At 73.2% G+C, this 14,467-nt stretch carries 14 protein-coding genes; 4 read left to right on the top strand and 10 right to left on the bottom strand.

All coding sequences use genetic code 11. The features are described from left to right. Positions 1–91 precede the first annotated feature (91 nt). The gene (locus tag AB0M92_RS22920; RefSeq protein ID WP_366104129.1) at positions 92–784 is read right to left on the bottom strand and encodes a DsbA family protein; all 693 of its coding nucleotides are present in this window, start codon (positions 782–784) and stop codon (positions 92–94) included. Between the two features lie 65 nt (positions 785–849). Beyond that, the gene (gene asnB, locus AB0M92_RS22915; RefSeq protein WP_366104128.1) at positions 850–2,703 is read right to left on the bottom strand and encodes an asparagine synthase (glutamine-hydrolyzing); all 1,854 of its coding nucleotides are present in this window, start codon (positions 2,701–2,703) and stop codon (positions 850–852) included. Between the two features lie 227 nt (positions 2,704–2,930). On the opposite strand from asnB, the gene AB0M92_RS22910 reads away from it, so the two are divergent. Next, positions 2,931–3,701: an aquaporin gene (locus AB0M92_RS22910; protein WP_366104127.1), complete on the top strand. Its 771-nt coding sequence runs from the start codon at positions 2,931–2,933 to the stop codon at positions 3,699–3,701. Between the two features lie 78 nt (positions 3,702–3,779). Here the strand turns inward: AB0M92_RS22910 and AB0M92_RS22905 are convergent, their stop codons facing one another. Beyond that, positions 3,780–4,961 carry a 3-hydroxybenzoate 6-monooxygenase gene (locus AB0M92_RS22905; protein ID WP_366104126.1) on the bottom strand — a complete coding sequence of 394 codons (1,182 nt, stop codon included), beginning with the start codon at positions 4,959–4,961 and terminating at the stop codon, positions 3,780–3,782. 605 nt (positions 4,962–5,566) lie between these two features. Further along, positions 5,567–6,526, bottom strand: coding sequence for a tellurite resistance/C4-dicarboxylate transporter family protein (locus AB0M92_RS22900; protein WP_366104125.1), 960 nt, complete (start codon positions 6,524–6,526; stop codon positions 5,567–5,569). A gap of 118 nt (positions 6,527–6,644) precedes the next feature. On the opposite strand from AB0M92_RS22900, the gene AB0M92_RS22895 reads away from it, so the two are divergent. Further along, the gene (locus AB0M92_RS22895; protein ID WP_366104124.1) at positions 6,645–7,376 is read left to right on the top strand and encodes a glucose 1-dehydrogenase; all 732 of its coding nucleotides are present in this window, start codon (positions 6,645–6,647) and stop codon (positions 7,374–7,376) included. Positions 7,377–7,421: 45 nt separating this feature from the next. Here the strand turns inward: AB0M92_RS22895 and AB0M92_RS22890 are convergent, their stop codons facing one another. Both AB0M92_RS22890 and AB0M92_RS22885 read right to left on the bottom strand, forming a co-directional pair. Then, the gene (locus AB0M92_RS22890) at positions 7,422–8,171 is read right to left on the bottom strand and encodes a VOC family protein (protein WP_366104137.1); all 750 of its coding nucleotides are present in this window, start codon (positions 8,169–8,171) and stop codon (positions 7,422–7,424) included. Between the two features lie 134 nt (positions 8,172–8,305). Beyond that, positions 8,306–9,406, bottom strand: coding sequence for a glutamate--cysteine ligase (locus AB0M92_RS22885; RefSeq protein ID WP_366104123.1), 1,101 nt, complete (start codon positions 9,404–9,406; stop codon positions 8,306–8,308). A 244-nt stretch (positions 9,407–9,650) separates the two neighbouring features. On the opposite strand from AB0M92_RS22885, the gene AB0M92_RS22880 reads away from it, so the two are divergent. Both AB0M92_RS22880 and AB0M92_RS22875 read left to right on the top strand, forming a co-directional pair. Beyond that, positions 9,651–10,829, top strand: coding sequence for an AI-2E family transporter (locus tag AB0M92_RS22880; protein WP_366104122.1), 1,179 nt, complete (start codon positions 9,651–9,653; stop codon positions 10,827–10,829). 120 nt (positions 10,830–10,949) lie between these two features. Next, positions 10,950–11,792, top strand: coding sequence for an RNA polymerase sigma factor SigF (locus AB0M92_RS22875; protein ID WP_366104121.1), 843 nt, complete (start codon positions 10,950–10,952; stop codon positions 11,790–11,792). On the opposite strand, the gene AB0M92_RS22870 is transcribed toward AB0M92_RS22875, so the two are convergent. Genes AB0M92_RS22870 through AB0M92_RS22855 form a run of 4 tightly spaced genes read right to left on the bottom strand, consistent with a single transcriptional unit; the run spans position 11,722 to position 14,415 of the window. Further along, positions 11,722–12,282, bottom strand: a complete 561-nt coding sequence (locus AB0M92_RS22870; RefSeq protein ID WP_366104120.1) for an ATP-binding protein — start codon at positions 12,280–12,282, stop codon at positions 11,722–11,724. The two genes, AB0M92_RS22875 and AB0M92_RS22870, sit on opposite strands and share 71 nt — an antisense overlap. 50 nt (positions 12,283–12,332) lie before the next feature. Then, positions 12,333–13,709, bottom strand: coding sequence for an FAD-binding oxidoreductase (locus AB0M92_RS22865; RefSeq protein WP_366104119.1), 1,377 nt, complete (start codon positions 13,707–13,709; stop codon positions 12,333–12,335). Beyond that, positions 13,706–14,029: a hypothetical protein gene (locus AB0M92_RS22860; protein WP_366104118.1), complete on the bottom strand. Its 324-nt coding sequence runs from the start codon at positions 14,027–14,029 to the stop codon at positions 13,706–13,708. The genes AB0M92_RS22865 and AB0M92_RS22860 overlap by 4 nt, the downstream gene beginning before the upstream one ends. Further along, a complete protein-coding gene (locus AB0M92_RS22855; protein WP_366104117.1) occupies positions 14,026–14,415 on the bottom strand; it encodes a cupin domain-containing protein in 390 nt (129 codons plus the stop codon). Before AB0M92_RS22855 ends, AB0M92_RS22860 begins: the two co-directional genes overlap by 4 nt. Between the last annotated feature and the right edge of the window lie 52 nt (positions 14,416–14,467).

Below are 14,467 nucleotides of genomic sequence, written 5' to 3'. Positions count from 1 at the left end.
GGGAATCGACGCGGAGCGTCGGTGACCGACGACAACGCGGCGAGCGTGCGTGCCAGACCCCGCCGACCAGACGAGACTTTGACGACACGACCTAGCCTTCCCCGTGGATCGTGTCGAGCAGTTCGTCGGCCCAGGCGGTGCTGTAGTCGTCCAGCCGCGGCAGGCCGCCTTCGTAGGGGGAACCCGTCCAGGTGAACGTGGCGCCGGGGTTGTGCGAGGCGTAGTCCCCCACGGCGAAAAGGTGCGGGCTGCCCTGGATCTGCGGCCCTTCGGCGGTCCGCCACTGCGCGTACACCTCGGCCCGGCCGCTGCCCCGGGCCAGTGCCTCGGCCAGCGCCTTGGCGTCGACGTGCTCGCACTGCTCGGCGAGGTCCAGGATCACCGCGTGCACGCTGATGCACTTGCTGTCGTTGTAGAACGCCCGGCGCAGTGCCTCGTCCAGCTCGTCGCTGCCCCGCAGGCCGCCTATGGCGGGGTCCTTCGCGGCCTGGATCGCTTCGAGGGCCGGCAGCATCGTCACCGGGTAGGTGTGCGCCGGGCCGTCCCACATCCGCCAGCCGAGTTCGGGCAGACGGGCGCCGATCGCCATGATCTCCGGGTCCACGATGAACTTGGGGGTGGGCTCGCGGTTGAACAGCTCCAGCGGGAAAGCCCGGTGGTCGATGAGCAGCGGTACGGAGCGGCGCCGGGCCGCGGCGCGCAACGTGTGCAGGGCGAGGGTCGCCCAGGGGCAGCCGACGTCCGACCAGACGGTCACGGTCGGGCTGTCTGTTCGTGTCACCATGTCAGATCCTCCTGCGGTGGGACGCGTGGGCCCGGCCGCTGGTGCGGCGGCCGGGCCCACATCGGTCAGAGCTCGACTCGGACGTCGTACTCGGTGACCCAGGTGTTGAACTCGATGAGCCGCTCCAGCACGGCGCGGGCACTCCAGGGGCCGCCGACGGCGTACGCGCCGACGGGCCGGTCGAGCAGCTTGCGGATGTCCGCCTGCGAAACCAGCCGGAGCACCGGGGCGCCCTCGACGAGCAGGCCCTGGACCTGCTCGCGCAGGGCGATCTCGTAGTCGCGGTCCTGCGTGGACGGGTACGGGTTCTTCTTGCGGTCGAGCACCGAGTCGGGCAGCAGACCGCGCATCGCCGCGCGCAGCAGGCTCTTCTCGCGGCCGTCGAAGCTCTTCATGGCCCACGGGGTGTTGTAGACGTACTCGACCAGGCGGTGGTCCGTGAAGGGGACGCGCACCTCAAGGCTGGCCGCCATGCTCATGCGGTCCTTGCGGTCCAGCAGGAAGTTCTCCCAGCGGGTGAGGTTCAGGTACGTCCGCTCGCGCATCCGCTCCTCGAAGCCGCTCTCGCCCTCCAGCCGGGGCACCTCGTCGAGGGCCTGGGTGTAGCGGCCCTTCACGTACTCGGTGAGCCCGAGCCTGTCCCACAGCCCGACCTCGCGCAGCGCACCGATGCCGCCGAGCTTCTCGAAGGGGTGGTGCCAGGGGAAGCTGTCCAGCTCCACGGCCGCCTTGTCGTGGAACCAGGTGTAGCCGCCGAACAGTTCGTCCGCCGCCTCGCCGGAGAGGGCGACGGTCATCCGCTTCTTCAGCGCGCGGCACAGGATGAGCAGCGAGTACTCCATGTCACCGGTGGAGACCGGCAGGTCCTGGGCGCGCAGTACGGTGCTGCGCACCTCGGGGTCGAGGATGTCCTCGTTCTCAAGCTCGATGATGATGTGCTCGGCGCCGACCTGCCGCGCGACCTCCACCGCGAACGGGGTGTCCGGGTCGGCCCACTGCATGTTGGTTTCGAAGCGGTCGTCGTGACCGGTGAAGTCCACGGAGAAGGCGCGGATGGGCTGTTCGACGCCCTGCTTGGCGAGGGCCCTGGCGGCCAGTGCCGTCACCGCACTGGAGTCGAGGCCTCCCGAGAGCAGCGTGCCGACGGTGACGTCCGCGACGAGCTGGCGCTCCACGATGTCTTCGAGCAGATCGCGGACGTGCGCGATCGTCGTGTCGAGGTCGTCGGTGTGCGGCGTGGCCTTGAGCTCCCAGTACTTCGTGACGCCGCGCCCGTCGCGGGTGAAGCGCACGGTCGTGGCGGGGACGACCTCGTGCATGCCCCGGAAGACCGCGTGCCCGGGGGTCTTGACGATGCTGAAGATCTCCTTCAGCCCCTCGGGGTCGACCACGGCCTCGGCGTCGGGGTGGGCCAGGATCGCCTTGGGCTCGGAGCCGAAGAGCACCCCGTCCGCGGTCGGGTAGTAGTAGAGCGGCTTGACGCCCATCCGGTCGCGGATGAGGAGCAGTTCCTCGGTGCGCGGGTCCCAGATCGCGAAGGCGTAGATGCCGTTGAGGCGCTCCGCGAAGCCGGCGCCCCACTCCAGGTAGGCGCGCAGGACGACCTCGGTGTCGCTGGACGTGCGGAACGCGTGGCCGAGTGCGCGCAGTTCCTCGCGCAGCTCCCGGAAGTTGTAGACCTCGCCGGTGTACGTGATGACCGGCTGGGTGTCGTCGTTCTCGACGGCTGCCATGGGCTGCCGTCCGCCCTCCAGGTCGATGATCGCCAGGCGGCGGTGGCCGAGGATCGCGCGGGGCGAGGTCCAGAGGCCGCCCGCATCGGGGCCCCGGCACTCCATGGTGCACGTCATGGCCGACGCGATGTCCGTGTGCGCCGTCAGATCGCGCTGGAAGCTGACCCATCCGGCAAGGCCGCACATAGGTGATCGGTTCCTCTCGGTGAAGGGGGATGAGCAGGTGACCGGGTGTCCAGGTGCACAGGTGACCTCGGCCGACTCCGCAGAGTGTCGAGCCGCCGAAGTGCCCGGTCCACCGCGAGCGGCTCACTTCGTCAGGTGGCGCGAAGGGAGGCGGCCGGGCCCGCCGACCTGACACAGGACTCCGGCGCCGGTTGCCGCGGCCCGTGCGCGGACGCACATTCCGTGGAGTGACACAGACGTCTCTCGACACCGATTCCCCGCCCGCACGGCGTCCCGTACGCGCGCCCGGGCGCCCGCCTTCCCTCCTGGTGACCGCGGGCTTCGAGTTCGCGCTCACCACCGGCATGCTGTTCACCGTGGTCACGGCCGCCCGCTGGATGGCGGGACCCGGCTCTCCGCTCTCGGACCTGTCGGCGACCCCCCGCGCCCGACTCGTGGTGATGGGGCTGCTGGTCGGCGCGGTCGTGACCGCCGTCCTGGGGCCCTCCATGCGCCGGGAGACCGCCGGTCATCTCAATCCCGCGGTCAGCATCGGGTTGTGGCTGCTGCGGGTCTTCCCCGGAAGAGCGGTGCTGCCGTTCGTCGTGGCGCAGCTGACGGGTTCCGTGTGCGGGGTCGCGCTGGCGCGGCTCGTGTGGGGCGATGCGGCCGCCGCGGTCGGCGACGCCGCGCTGGCCCCCGGGCCCGGCTGGGGCGCCGCCGAGGTGTTCCTGGCCGAGGCCGGGGCGATGGCCCTGATGATGCTGGTCGTGGCCTGGTTCGGGACCCGTCCGGCGCTGCTGCGCCGGTTGCCGCTCGTCATCGGCGGCTGTGTCGCGGCCGTGATCATCTTCCTCGGTCCGCTCTCCGGCGGTGGCGCGAACCCGGCGCGCCAGTTCGGGCCGGCCCTCGTCTCCGGTACGACCGGCCTGCTGTGGGTCTACCTGCTCGCGCCCGTCGCCGGTTCGCTCCTCGCGGGCGCGGTGTGGGCGCCGGTGCGCCGGCGCAGGCGCCCGTGAGCCCTCGCGGCGCCGGTCGTGGAACCGAAGGGGCGGCCCCCGGTCTCGGACCGGGGGCCGCCCCTTCGCGGTGCCCGCTCAGCCGAGGTCCACCCCGTGGAGCCATGCCACCTTGTCGTACATGCCGTCGGCCGACAGGCCCCTCAGCATCGCGTTGCGCTCGCGCGCCGCCTCGCCCTCCGGGTGGTACAGCCTGCGGCCGATCTCGCGGGCGACCAGCTGGGTCCGGGCCGTCCGTTCGCGGCGGGCGGCGCCGTACTTCTCCAGCCGCTGCACGACGGTGTCCTCGCAGCAGTCCAGCGACTCGGCGAGCACCACCGCGTCCTCCAGCGCCTGGCAGGCCCCTTGGGCCGCGTACTGGAGCATCGGGTGGGCCGCGTCGCCCAGCAGCGCCACTCGTCCGTCGGTCCACGCGTCGACCGGATCGCGGTCGCACAGCACCCACGCCTTCCAGTCCCGGCCGAGCTCCAGCAGCCTCCTGGGCGTCGCGCCCAGCTCCGGGAACTCGTCCAGCACGTGGTCGCGCCCGGCCGGCTGCCCGACGACGGCCGCCCGCGCGCCGTTGTCCCGGGTCGCGGCCAGGTTCAGCAGCGCGCCGCCGCCGATCGGATAGTGGACGAAGTGCCACTTGGGGCCCGCCCACAGGGTCACGGTGTTCCACCGCAGCTCTTCGGGCACCTGCTCCACCGGAACCACCGAGCGGTAGATCGTGTGCCCGGAGACCCGCGGGTCCCCGTCGCCGACCAGCTGGCGCCGTACCTCCGAGTGGATTCCGTCGGCGCCGATCAGTGCCGCGCCGCTGAGCCGATCGCCGTCACTCAGGACGGCGGTCACTTCGGCCGAGCCCTGGCCGCGCTGCTCGTACGCCACCACCCGTCTACCGCCGCGCAGTTCGATCTGCGGATGGCTGCGACAGCCTTCGAGCAGCGGCTCGTACACGTCGGAGCGCTGCACGACCGCGTACGGGTTGCCGAAGCGCGTGCGGTAGTCGCCGGTCAGCGGCATCGAGGCGATCGGCTCGTCCGTGGTGCCGTCCATCAGCCGCAGTTCGTCGATGTAGACCGCCCGGTCGCGGACCTGTGCGCCCACGCCCAGCAGGTCGAGCGCGTGGAAGGCGTTGGGGCCGAGCTGGATGCCCGCGCCGAGTTCGGTGAACGTTTCCCTGCGCTCCAGAACGGTCACCCGGTGGCCGCGGCCCGCGAGGCCGAGCGCCGCGGCGAGTCCGCCGATGCCTCCGCCGGCGATGAGTATGTTCGCCATCTGTGGTTCACATCCCTTGTGTTGTGGTGGGTTCGGTTCGGGGAAGAGCAGGCGGAGTGCGCCCCGGGAGCCGGGGAGGGTCTCGGGGCGGCGGTGGCGAGGGTTCTCTGCGGCGCCGGGCGTGGCGCAGTGACGGGCGGGGATCCCGTCCCGGCCTTCCCCGCGCGCATCGCGCGCATCGCGCGGGCCCGCGGGTTCCGGGCGATCGCCACGATCCGGCCGGACCCCCTGGGCCGTGCGTGCGCGCCCCGCCGATCGTGAGGGCGCGCGGGCGAACGGCGCGCCGCTGCGGCCGCCGTCCTCGCGCACGACGTGACGAACGCGTCCGGTTCGATCGTCAGATCCGCCGCCGTGCGGCCAGCGCGCGGGCGCCGTCCGCGGCGCGGCGGTCCGGCTCGCCGCGTGCGGGTCGACCGGTCGCACTCCTCGGTGGGGTCCTCACGTTCTGCTCAGGGCTCCTCGGCTGATGTCCGCAACGGGTGGAGGCTCGCGCGGCCACCCTGCAATGACCTGAGCGGGCGGGCGCAGGACGCCGGGAGCACTTCGTCAGGTGCCCCGGAGCCGCCTCGCGGAGCCGGCGCCGCGCACGACTGTCCACCGCCCCGTCAGGGGTGGTGGGAGCGCCTGCCCGAGGCGGTCGCGAGGAGTGCCACGAAGGTCAGCAGCCAGGCGCCCACCGCGATCCAGAGCAGCACCTCGCCCAGCGGGCGCAGCCAGGCGACCCCCGTGGGGCCGGCCGCCGAGAGGCACGCGGTGGCGGTCATCCCGAGGGGGAAGACGGTCGCCCAGCGGCGGATGTCGTAGTGCGGCCGCCACTGGCGCAGCTCGGCGCCGAGCAGGAGCACGTACCAGCCGAGGGACAGGGCGAGCGTCACCAGCGTGGCGGTACGCAGCGCCGTGTGCGCCGGACCGGTCCATACGGGTGATGCCGTGAGCTTCGATCCGGCCAGCGCCGAGATGGCGAGCGCGCCACCGGCCACCCAGTGGTCGCCCGCGCCCCGCAGCACCTCGCGGAAGTCGAACCGCACGAGGGCGACCGCGTACAGCAGCAGGCCCAGGCAGAAGGCGACCAGCGCCGCGCGGACGAGCCAGTCGTGGTGGAGGGCGGCGGCCAGGGTCGCCGCCAGGACGGCGAGCCCCTGGGTCGCCACGCAGACGAGGAAGGCGGCGCCGGGCATCCGCCGTTTCCAGTGCCGGACGACGGCGATCAGCAGTCCGGGCCAGAGCACGGCCGCGAGTACGAGCAGGGCGACGGCGAGGCCCTGCCACCCCAGCTGGGAGATCCGGGTGCCGAGCACCGTCGTCGCGGCCACGGCCGTCAGGGCGGCCGGGGTGTCGGCCTCGGCCTCGAAACGGCCCCGGTCGCTCACGAGCCGGGTGGTGAAATCGGCGGCGAGGAGGAGCCACAGCACGGCGGCGAGGACCAGGGCGGCCAGCGACAGCCCGTCGAAGCCGATGAGGTGCAGGCCGACGGAGAGGATGCCGGCGGCCATGACGGCGGCGCCCGCGGCCGGGGGGAGCCCCGTCCACCAGCGGCGGCCGGGCAGGGGGAACACCTGGTTCACCCTGCCAGCGGACACCGTCCGGCCGGGGCCCGCGAGCGCGGTGGGCCACCCGGCCCACAGGAGGTGCACGGCGCCCGTGCCTTGACTTCCCGAGGGCGCTGCCCGACCCTCTGCGCTCATGGGACAGCTCGACGGCAAGGTCGCGGTGATCACGGGCGGGTCGGCCGGCATCGGACTGGCGACGGCGCACCGGTTCGTACGGGAGGGCGCGCGGGTGTTCGTCACGGGCCGCCGCGAGGCCGAACTGGCGGCCGCGGTGGATGCGTTGGGGAGCGCTGCGGTGGGGGTGCCGGGCGATGTCACCCGGTCGGCGGACCTGGAGCGGCTGTACGCGGCGGTCGGGGCCGAAGGCCGGCCGATCGACGTCCTGGTGACCAACGCGGGCGGCGGGAAGGCGGGCGGGGTCGCCGAGTTCACCGAGGCGCAGTTCGACCTCGTCTCGGACCTGAACTTCCGCGCCACCTTCTTCACGGTGCAGCGTGCGCTGCCGCTGTTCGGGGAGCGCGGCTCGGTCATCCTGGTCGGCTCGACCGCCGGCTCCTCGGGGTCCACCCGGTTCGGGGTCTACGGCGCCACGAAGGCGGCCGTCCGGTCGATGGCGCGCAGCATGGCGCTGGAGCTCGCGGGGCGCGGGATCCGGGTGAACGCGCTCAGCCCCGGCCCGATCGACACCCCCGCGCTGTCGCGGGCACCCGCCGCGATCCTGGAGGAGGTCACCTCCGGGGTGCCGATGGGGCGGACCGGGCGCCCGGAGGAGGTGGCCGCGGCGGCGCTGTTCCTCGCCTCGGAGGAGAGCAGCTACGTCACGGGCATCGAGCTGTTCGTGGACGGCGGCGCGGCGCAGGTCTGACCCGGATCCGACGCGGGTCCTGCCCTGCGCGACCGTACGGACCGATCAGGGCGGCCCGGGTTCCGCGCGGGCCGTGGTGAGGGTGAACATCGCGCCCTCGGGGTCGCGGAGGCTGACCCAGCGGTCGGTGGGGCTCGACATGATCGTCGACAGGGTGGTCCCGCCTGAGGTGGCGGCCGCCTCGATGGCCTCGTCGAGGTCCGGGACGCGGAAGTAGACGTGCCAGCGGGGTCTGGTCTCCGGGGCGTGCGCCGCGGCTTCGGTGATCCCTCCGTTCAGGCGGGCGACGGGCTCGCCGCCCTGCCGCAGGACGACCTGGTCGTCCTCGTACGAGACCTCGCAGCAGCCGGCGCGGCCGGTGGCCCACTCCAGCACCTCGCCGTAGAAGATCGCCGACTCGAAGGCGTCCCTGGCCCGCAGTTCGAGCCAGGCCGGTGCCGGGCCGCGGCCCACCCGCCAGTCGGCGGACACCCCGCCGGCCCAGATCCCGAAGACCGCGCCGTCCCGGTCGGCGACCAGCGCGCCGCGGCCTGCGGAGGGGAAGGAGACCGGGCCGACGGCGACGGTGCCGCTGCGCTCGCGGATCCGGTCCGCGGCCTCGTCGGCGTCGTCGACCGCGAAGTACGGGGTCCACGCGCCGGCGACCGGCAGATCGGAGGTCAGCGTGCCGATGCCGGCCACCGGCACCCCGTCCAGCTCGGCGACGGTCCAGCCCTCGCCGAGCCGGGCGGGGCGGAATTTCCAGCCGAGGACCGCACCGTAGAACTGCTGGGTTCCCTGGAGGTCGCGGGCCATCAGGCTGACCCAGCACGGCGCGCCGAAGACCTCCCTCGTAGAAATCTCCACCGCACGCCCTCCGTCCCTCGTCCAGCCCATCGTGCCGTCGGGGTCCGTGCCCCGCACGTCGGCCCGTCGCCCTCACGGTCCGCTCAGCGGCCGCTCCCGGCGCCCTGCCCGGTGATCAGATCGGTGAGGGCCTGCATGCCCCCGTCCGCGAGGGCGCGGCGCTGCCGGTCCGCCGGCGTGCCCTCCCGCAGCAGCCGGTGCAGCAGGGAGCCCACCTCGCGCTCGTCCCCGGCCTCCTCCAGCGCGGGTGCGATGTGCCGCATCAGCAGCCACAGCACGTCACCCGCGCTGCGCCGGCGACCCTGCGGGTCCACCAGGGAGCCGTCGAGGCCGTGCCGGGCCGCGTGCCACATGGCCGCGTGGAGCAGCTCCGGCGTGCACTCGACGGGGGCGGCCCCCGCCTTCTCCTCCGCGATCGCGGTGCTGACCAGGGCGCGGACGATCCCGGTGAGCAGCACGGCGTCGGTGGCGTCCAGCTGCACGTCGAGGCAGCGCACCTCCAGGGTGGGGTAGCGGTCCGACAGCCTGGCCTGCCAGTAGAGCTGGCCACGGTCGGCGATCACCCCCGCTTCCAGGAGCGCCTCGATGCGCGCCTCGTAGTCGGCGAGCGTACGGAAGCACGGCGTCGGGCCGCTCACCGGCCAGCGGCCGAAGACGATCGTGCGCCAGCTGGCGAAGCCCGTGTCGCGCCCGTCCCACAGCGGCGAGTTCGCCGACATGGCCAGCAGGGTCGGCAGCCAGACGCGCAGCCGGTTGAGGACCGCGACGCCCATCTCCCGGTCGGGTACCGCGACGTGCACGTGCATGCCGTTGATCAGCTGCTCGTCGACCAGCTGGCCCGCTTCCTCCCGCATCTTGAGGTACCGCAGGTTCTGGGTGATCGGGGGCGGTACGGCGTCCCGCATCGGGGCCGCGGCGCAGGTGGCCAGGAGGCAGCCGTGCTCCTCGGCGGCGGAGCCGACCGCGTGCCGCAGCCGCAGCAGGTGGCCGGCGACCTCGTCCAGGTCCGTGCAGACGGGTGTGGCCACCTCGATCTGGGCCTGGAGCAGCTCGTTCTGCACCTCGTCGGCGTCCACGAACGGCCCGAGGCCGGCCGCCGCCCGCACCTCCTCCGCCCGGGACACGGGCAGATGGGTGACCGGGTCCAGCAGGACGTACTCCTCCTCAACCCCGATCGTGATCATGTCGTGTGGGACTCCTGCCTAGAGTTCTGAACGTCCCGGCACCCGCGGCGCGGTCCTTCCGCCGTTCCGCGGGCCCTGCGTATTCCCGGCCGTGGCCGCCCCATGCGGGGGCGGGGGTCCCGCTTCGGGCGCGGGCATTCGGCGGTTCCTTCGGGCGAATCTGGCTCCGGGCGCGTGGGGCGCCGCTTCCAGCGTGGCAGTTCACAGGGGAATGCACCCATCGGGCCATCGGCAGAGGCGGTACATGACCAGGCGATCCGCAGGCCGGCCGGAGTCCCGCCCGGACGGGGCGCGCACGGGCGCCCCGCGCTCCCGGGTGGCCGTCCGGCGTGCCCGGGCGCTGGGCCGGCGTCCGGGCGGCAGGCCGGTGGAGCGGCCGTACGCGTCCGTGTCGCCGCTGCTGCGGACGGCCGCGGCGTACTGCTGGCGGCTGCTGGTGGTCGGGGCGGTCGTGTACACGGTGTTCATGGTGCTGGGACGGTTCCACGAGCTCGCCGTGGCCGTCTTCCTCGGTCTGGTCGGTACCGCGCTGCTGCGCCCGGTGGCCGATCTCCTGGCCCGCTGGATCCCGCGCTCCCTCGCCGTGGCCTGCTCGCTCCTCGGCAGCATCGTGCTCGCGCTGGGCGCGCTCGCCTTCGTCGGGGAGACCATCGCCGCGGAGTGGGACTCGCTGGTGGCCGAGTTCCGGATGGGACTGGACCGGCTGGAGCCCTTGCTGGAGCGGCCGCCGCTGCGGCTGAGCCCGCACGCGCTGACCGATCTGCGGGACCGGATCGGCGAGTACCTCTCCAGTCATCGCGCGAGCCTGCTCAGTACGGCCGTGAGCGGCGCGGGGCGCCTGGTGGAGGCCCTCACGGTGGTGGCCCTGTCACTGTTCTGCTCGGTGTTCTTCATCTATTCCGGTGACCGGCAGTGGCGCTGGCTGTGCTCCCAGTTCCCGAAAGGGGCGCAGCAGCGCATTGCGGTCGCCGGGTGGGCCGCGTGGCGGACGTTCACCGGGTACACCCACGGGATCGTGCTGGTCGCGGCGACCAATGCCGTCCTGGTCGGGGTGGCGCTGTTCGCCCTGGGCGTCCCGCTGGCGGTGCCGCTCGCGCTGCTGGAGTTCTTCGCCGCGTTCGTCCCGCTGATCGGCTCCCCGGTCGCCCTCGCGGTGGCCGTGGTCGTCGCGCTGGCGGCCAAGGGGCCGCTGGTCGCCGCGCTCGTGGTCGCCCTGATCGTGATCATCGGGCAGATCGAGGGGCACGTGCTGCACCCGATGCTGATGAGCTGGGCGGTACGGCTGCACCCGGTGGTCGTGGCGCTGTCGGTGGTCGCGGGCGCCGTGGCCGCGGGCGTGCTGGGCGCGGTGGTGGCCGTACCGCTGGTCTCGGTCGTCTGGGCGGTCCGCCAGTCGCTGCGGTCCCCGGAAGCAGGGCTCTGAGCTGGGCTTCTCCATACGAGCGGCTTCAGCCCGCCAGGAGGGGGTATATCTACCCAGGACAGCTCACGAGACGGCCGTGCCGCACGGCTCGCGGCGCGACCACCCGTCGGAGGAGCCGAGATGCCGTACACCGAGGTCACCGAAAGCATTCCGCAGGACACGCTGAGCGTGAGCACAGGCGAGGCCCGGACGCTGTCGGGGGCCTTGTTCCACCGGCTGCGCAGCCTCGACGAGGGCACCGCGGCGTACTCGTACGTGCGCAACACGCTCGTCGAGCTCAACCTCAGCCTGGTGAAGTACGCCGCCCGCCGGTTCCGCGGCCGGAGCGAGCCGATGGAGGACATCGTCCAGGTCGGGACGATCGGCCTGATCAAGGCGATCAACCGGTTCGACCCGCAGCGCGGGGTGGAGTTCACGACCTTCGCGATGCCGACCATCGTCGGCGAGATCAAGCGGTTCTTCCGCGACACCAGCTGGGCCGTGAAGGTGCCCCGGCGGCTGCAGGAGCTGAGGATCGACTGCGCGAAGGCGCACGACGCGCTGGAGCAGGACCTGGGCCGCGAACCGACGGACGCCGAGCTGGCGGAGCGGCTGCACGTCACGCCCGAGGAGCTCGTGGAGGGGCAGAAGGCGGCGCACGCGTACTCGGCGCGCTCCCTGGACGCACCGGCGCAGGAGGACGGCGACCACAACACGTACGCCGACCGGCCCTCGCTCGGCGCGGAGGAGACGGCGTACGACACGATCGAATGCCTGGAGTCGCTCAAGCCGCTCCTGGCCGAGTTGCCCGAGCGCGAGCGCACCCTGCTCTCGCTGCGCTTCGGCGACGGGCTGACCCAGTCCGAGATCGGCGAGCGGCTGGGGCTGTCGCAGATGCACGTCTCCCGGCTGCTCAACCGGACGCTGACCGCCCTGCGGGCGAGCCTCCTGGAGGATCCGCCGGAGTTGCCCGCGCGATCGTGAGCGGCAGCGGCACTTCCGCCCACACCGTCTTGCCGGTCCGTCCGTCGGCGTAGGGCTCGCAACCCCAGCTCCGGGCGAGCCGTTCCAGAATGAGCAGGCCGTGGCCGCCCGGAAGGCCGGCTCCCGCGGTCCACAGGCGACGGGGGTGCTCGGGGCTCCCGTCGCCCACCTCGATCCGCAGCCGTTCGGGGCCGCGGCGCAGCACCAGGTCCCGGGGGCCGCCCGCGTGCAGGCAGGCGTTGCCGACGAGCTCGGAAACCAGCAGGAGGACGTCCTCGGCGGCCTCCTGCCGGTCCCGTTCGTACGGCTGTTCCCCGTCTGGTCCTTCGGGCCCTTCGGGTCCGTCAGCCCCGACGCCGCCGCCGGCCGGCTCCGTGGTCCACTGCCAGTCGGCGAGCGCGCGCCGGGTGAAGTCCCGGCAGCGGGTGACGGCCCCCGGGGTCCTGTCCGTCCCACCGCCCAGGTACAGCGTGCGGGTCTCCTCGCTCATGTCGGCCGCCTACCCAGGCGGGGGGAGAAAACACGGCGGACGCCGTGCGCTCATGATCCGATGGACTGCCCGAAGGTGAAGAAGCCATCCGGGTCCACCCGCTTCTTGATCTCGACGAGCCGGGGATAGTTGGCGCCGTAGTACGCGGCGCGCCAGTCCGCCAGGTCGGGATCGATGAAGTTCTGGTAGGCGCCCCGGCCCACGTACGGTGCGACGGTCTCCCCCAGTTCCGCCAGCCAGCGCAGGTTCGCCGCCACGGTGGCCGGGCCGTCGTGCCCGGCCCAGGAGGTGTCCATGCTGACGAGGAACCGCGCGTCCCGGTGGACGAACGCGGTGTCCGCCGGCGCCACCCGGTTGATCGCGCCGCCCCAGCTGTAGAGGGCCAGTCCGCAGCCGTCCGGGTTGTCGCTGCCCGGCCAACGGGCGAGCCGGGCGAGGACGGCGGCCACGGCCTCGGGCGGGAGCGGCCCGGGGGCGAAGTTGGTCCGTACGGCGAAGGCCCCGGCGGAGGTCTCGTGCAGCAGGTAGTCCTGCGCCTCCCAGAACGTGCGGTCCGCGATGTCCTCGCGTACGGGCCGGGCCGCCGCGAGGACGGGGGCGAGCAGCTCCCGCAGCTCGCCCGCGGGCCCGAGGTGCAGTCCGACGGCGGATACGACGGGCTCGGCGCCGCGGGCGGCGGCGACCCCGAGGCGGACGGAGAACTCGTCCGGTGCCCGCTCCGCGGCTTCCTGCACCGCGGCGAAGACGTCCGGGGCGTCGGCCGCCTCCCACAGCAGCAGGCAGGTGGACACGTCCGGCACCGCGGCGGCCCGGAAGGTGAAGGAGAGGTTGACGCCGAAGTTCCCGCCCCCGCCGCCGCGGCAGGCCCAGTACAGGTCCGGGTTCTGCTGGGCGTCGCAGGTCAGCACCTGTCCGTCGGCGGTCATGAGGGTGGTCCGCACGAGGGCGTCCGCGGTGAGTCCCAGCTTGCGCGAGGTGGCGGAGGAGCCGCCGCCGAGCGTGAGCCCGGCGATGCCGACGGAGGCTCCGTTGCCCAGCGCGAACGCCATCTCGTGGGGCTGGACCGCGGCGCGGACGTCAGCCATGCGGGCCCCGCCGGCGGCCGTGACGAGCCCGGTGGAGCCGTCGGCGCACACGGCGTTCAGTGCGCCGAGGTCGAGGACGAGGCCGGTGGTGACGCAGTGGCCGGCGTAGCTGTGGCCGCCGCTGCGGGCGACGAGGGCGACGCCCGTGTCACGGGCCCAGGCCAGGGCGTGCCGTACGTCGTCCTCGTTCGCGACGGACAGCACGCCGTGCGGGATGACCGAGGCGAAGCGGGTGTTGAACGGCACGCTCGACGCGCGGAAGCCGGCGTCGCCCGGGCGCAGGACGCGGCCCGCCACCGCCTTCTCCAGCCGCTGCCAGTCCGCTTCGGAGGCGCCGTTCACCGCACCTCCTCGATGTAGGAGATCCCGGTCGCCGCGTGCGGGCCGTAGCGCTCCCAGACCTCGCGCAGCCGCAGGCGGCCGTCCTCGGCGAGCTCGGGGGTGTTGACGGTGCGTCCGCAGACCACCTCGCCGCTCGCGAACACGAGGGTGTAGCCCATGGAGAGGGTGCCGTCGGGGGTGCAGGTGCCCACCGTCCAGCCGCGTCGCACCTCGCCGCCGAGGACCTCTCCCCAGACCAGGTCCCCCTGCTGGTGGTAGACGGCGACGGTGCGCACGTCGCCCTGCGGCTTGCGGAACCTGCGGCCGTCGTAGTCGATCACGTGGCATCGTCCGTGGCCGCGAGGAACTCGGCCGACATGCTCCGGCCCCACCAGATCGCGTAATAGGAGAAGTCCTCGTCGTGGTCGTTGACGATGTGGTGCTCGATGCCGCCCTTCATCAGCGCGATGTCCCCGGCGGCGAGCCGGCGGCGGCGGCCGTCGCACACCACCTCGGCGCGACCGGCCATGGCGATGAACATCTCGCGTTCGTGGTGGGCGTGCGCCTCGGACACGTCTCCGGGGCGCAGGACGCACCAGGCGCCGCGGAACGGGGATTGCAGCCCCGGCCACGGGTGCAGGAGTTTGAGGTCCAGGCCGTGTTCCCGGAGCAGGTGTTCCGGCTCGGCCGTGCGGATGTCCACGTCGGGTCGTTCCTGGTCGGTCAAGTTTCCGCTCCGATCGACGTCTTCGTTTGCCGGTGTGCCGGTGTGCCGGAAT

It is taken from the genome of Streptomyces sp. NPDC051582, from assembly GCF_040681715.1.
Classification (GTDB): Bacteria; Actinomycetota; Actinomycetes; order Streptomycetales; family Streptomycetaceae; genus Streptomyces.
The sequence above is the reverse complement of the archived record's forward strand: the minus strand, read 5'-3'. Positions and strand labels throughout refer to the sequence as shown.

What these genes read in the sequence shown, in the direction of transcription:
- AB0M92_RS22920 (WP_366104129.1), bottom strand. Translation starts at nt 784, where the DNA reads ATGGTGACACGAACAGACAGCCCGACCGTGACCGTCTGGTCGGACGTC.
- asnB (WP_366104128.1), bottom strand. Translation starts at nt 2,703, where the DNA reads ATGTGCGGCCTTGCCGGATGGGTCAGCTTCCAGCGCGATCTGACGGCG.
- AB0M92_RS22905 (WP_366104126.1), bottom strand. Translation starts at nt 4,961, where the DNA reads ATGGCGAACATACTCATCGCCGGCGGAGGCATCGGCGGACTCGCCGCG.
- AB0M92_RS22895 (WP_366104124.1), top strand. Translation starts at nt 6,645, where the DNA reads ATGGGACAGCTCGACGGCAAGGTCGCGGTGATCACGGGCGGGTCGGCC.
- AB0M92_RS22890 (WP_366104137.1), bottom strand. Translation starts at nt 8,171, where the DNA reads ATGGCCCGCGACCTCCAGGGAACCCAGCAGTTCTACGGTGCGGTCCTC.
- AB0M92_RS22885 (WP_366104123.1), bottom strand. Translation starts at nt 9,406, where the DNA reads ATGATCACGATCGGGGTTGAGGAGGAGTACGTCCTGCTGGACCCGGTC.
- AB0M92_RS22880 (WP_366104122.1), top strand. Translation starts at nt 9,651, where the DNA reads ATGACCAGGCGATCCGCAGGCCGGCCGGAGTCCCGCCCGGACGGGGCG.
- AB0M92_RS22875 (WP_366104121.1), top strand. Translation starts at nt 10,950, where the DNA reads ATGCCGTACACCGAGGTCACCGAAAGCATTCCGCAGGACACGCTGAGC.
- AB0M92_RS22870 (WP_366104120.1), bottom strand. Translation starts at nt 12,282, where the DNA reads ATGAGCGAGGAGACCCGCACGCTGTACCTGGGCGGTGGGACGGACAGG.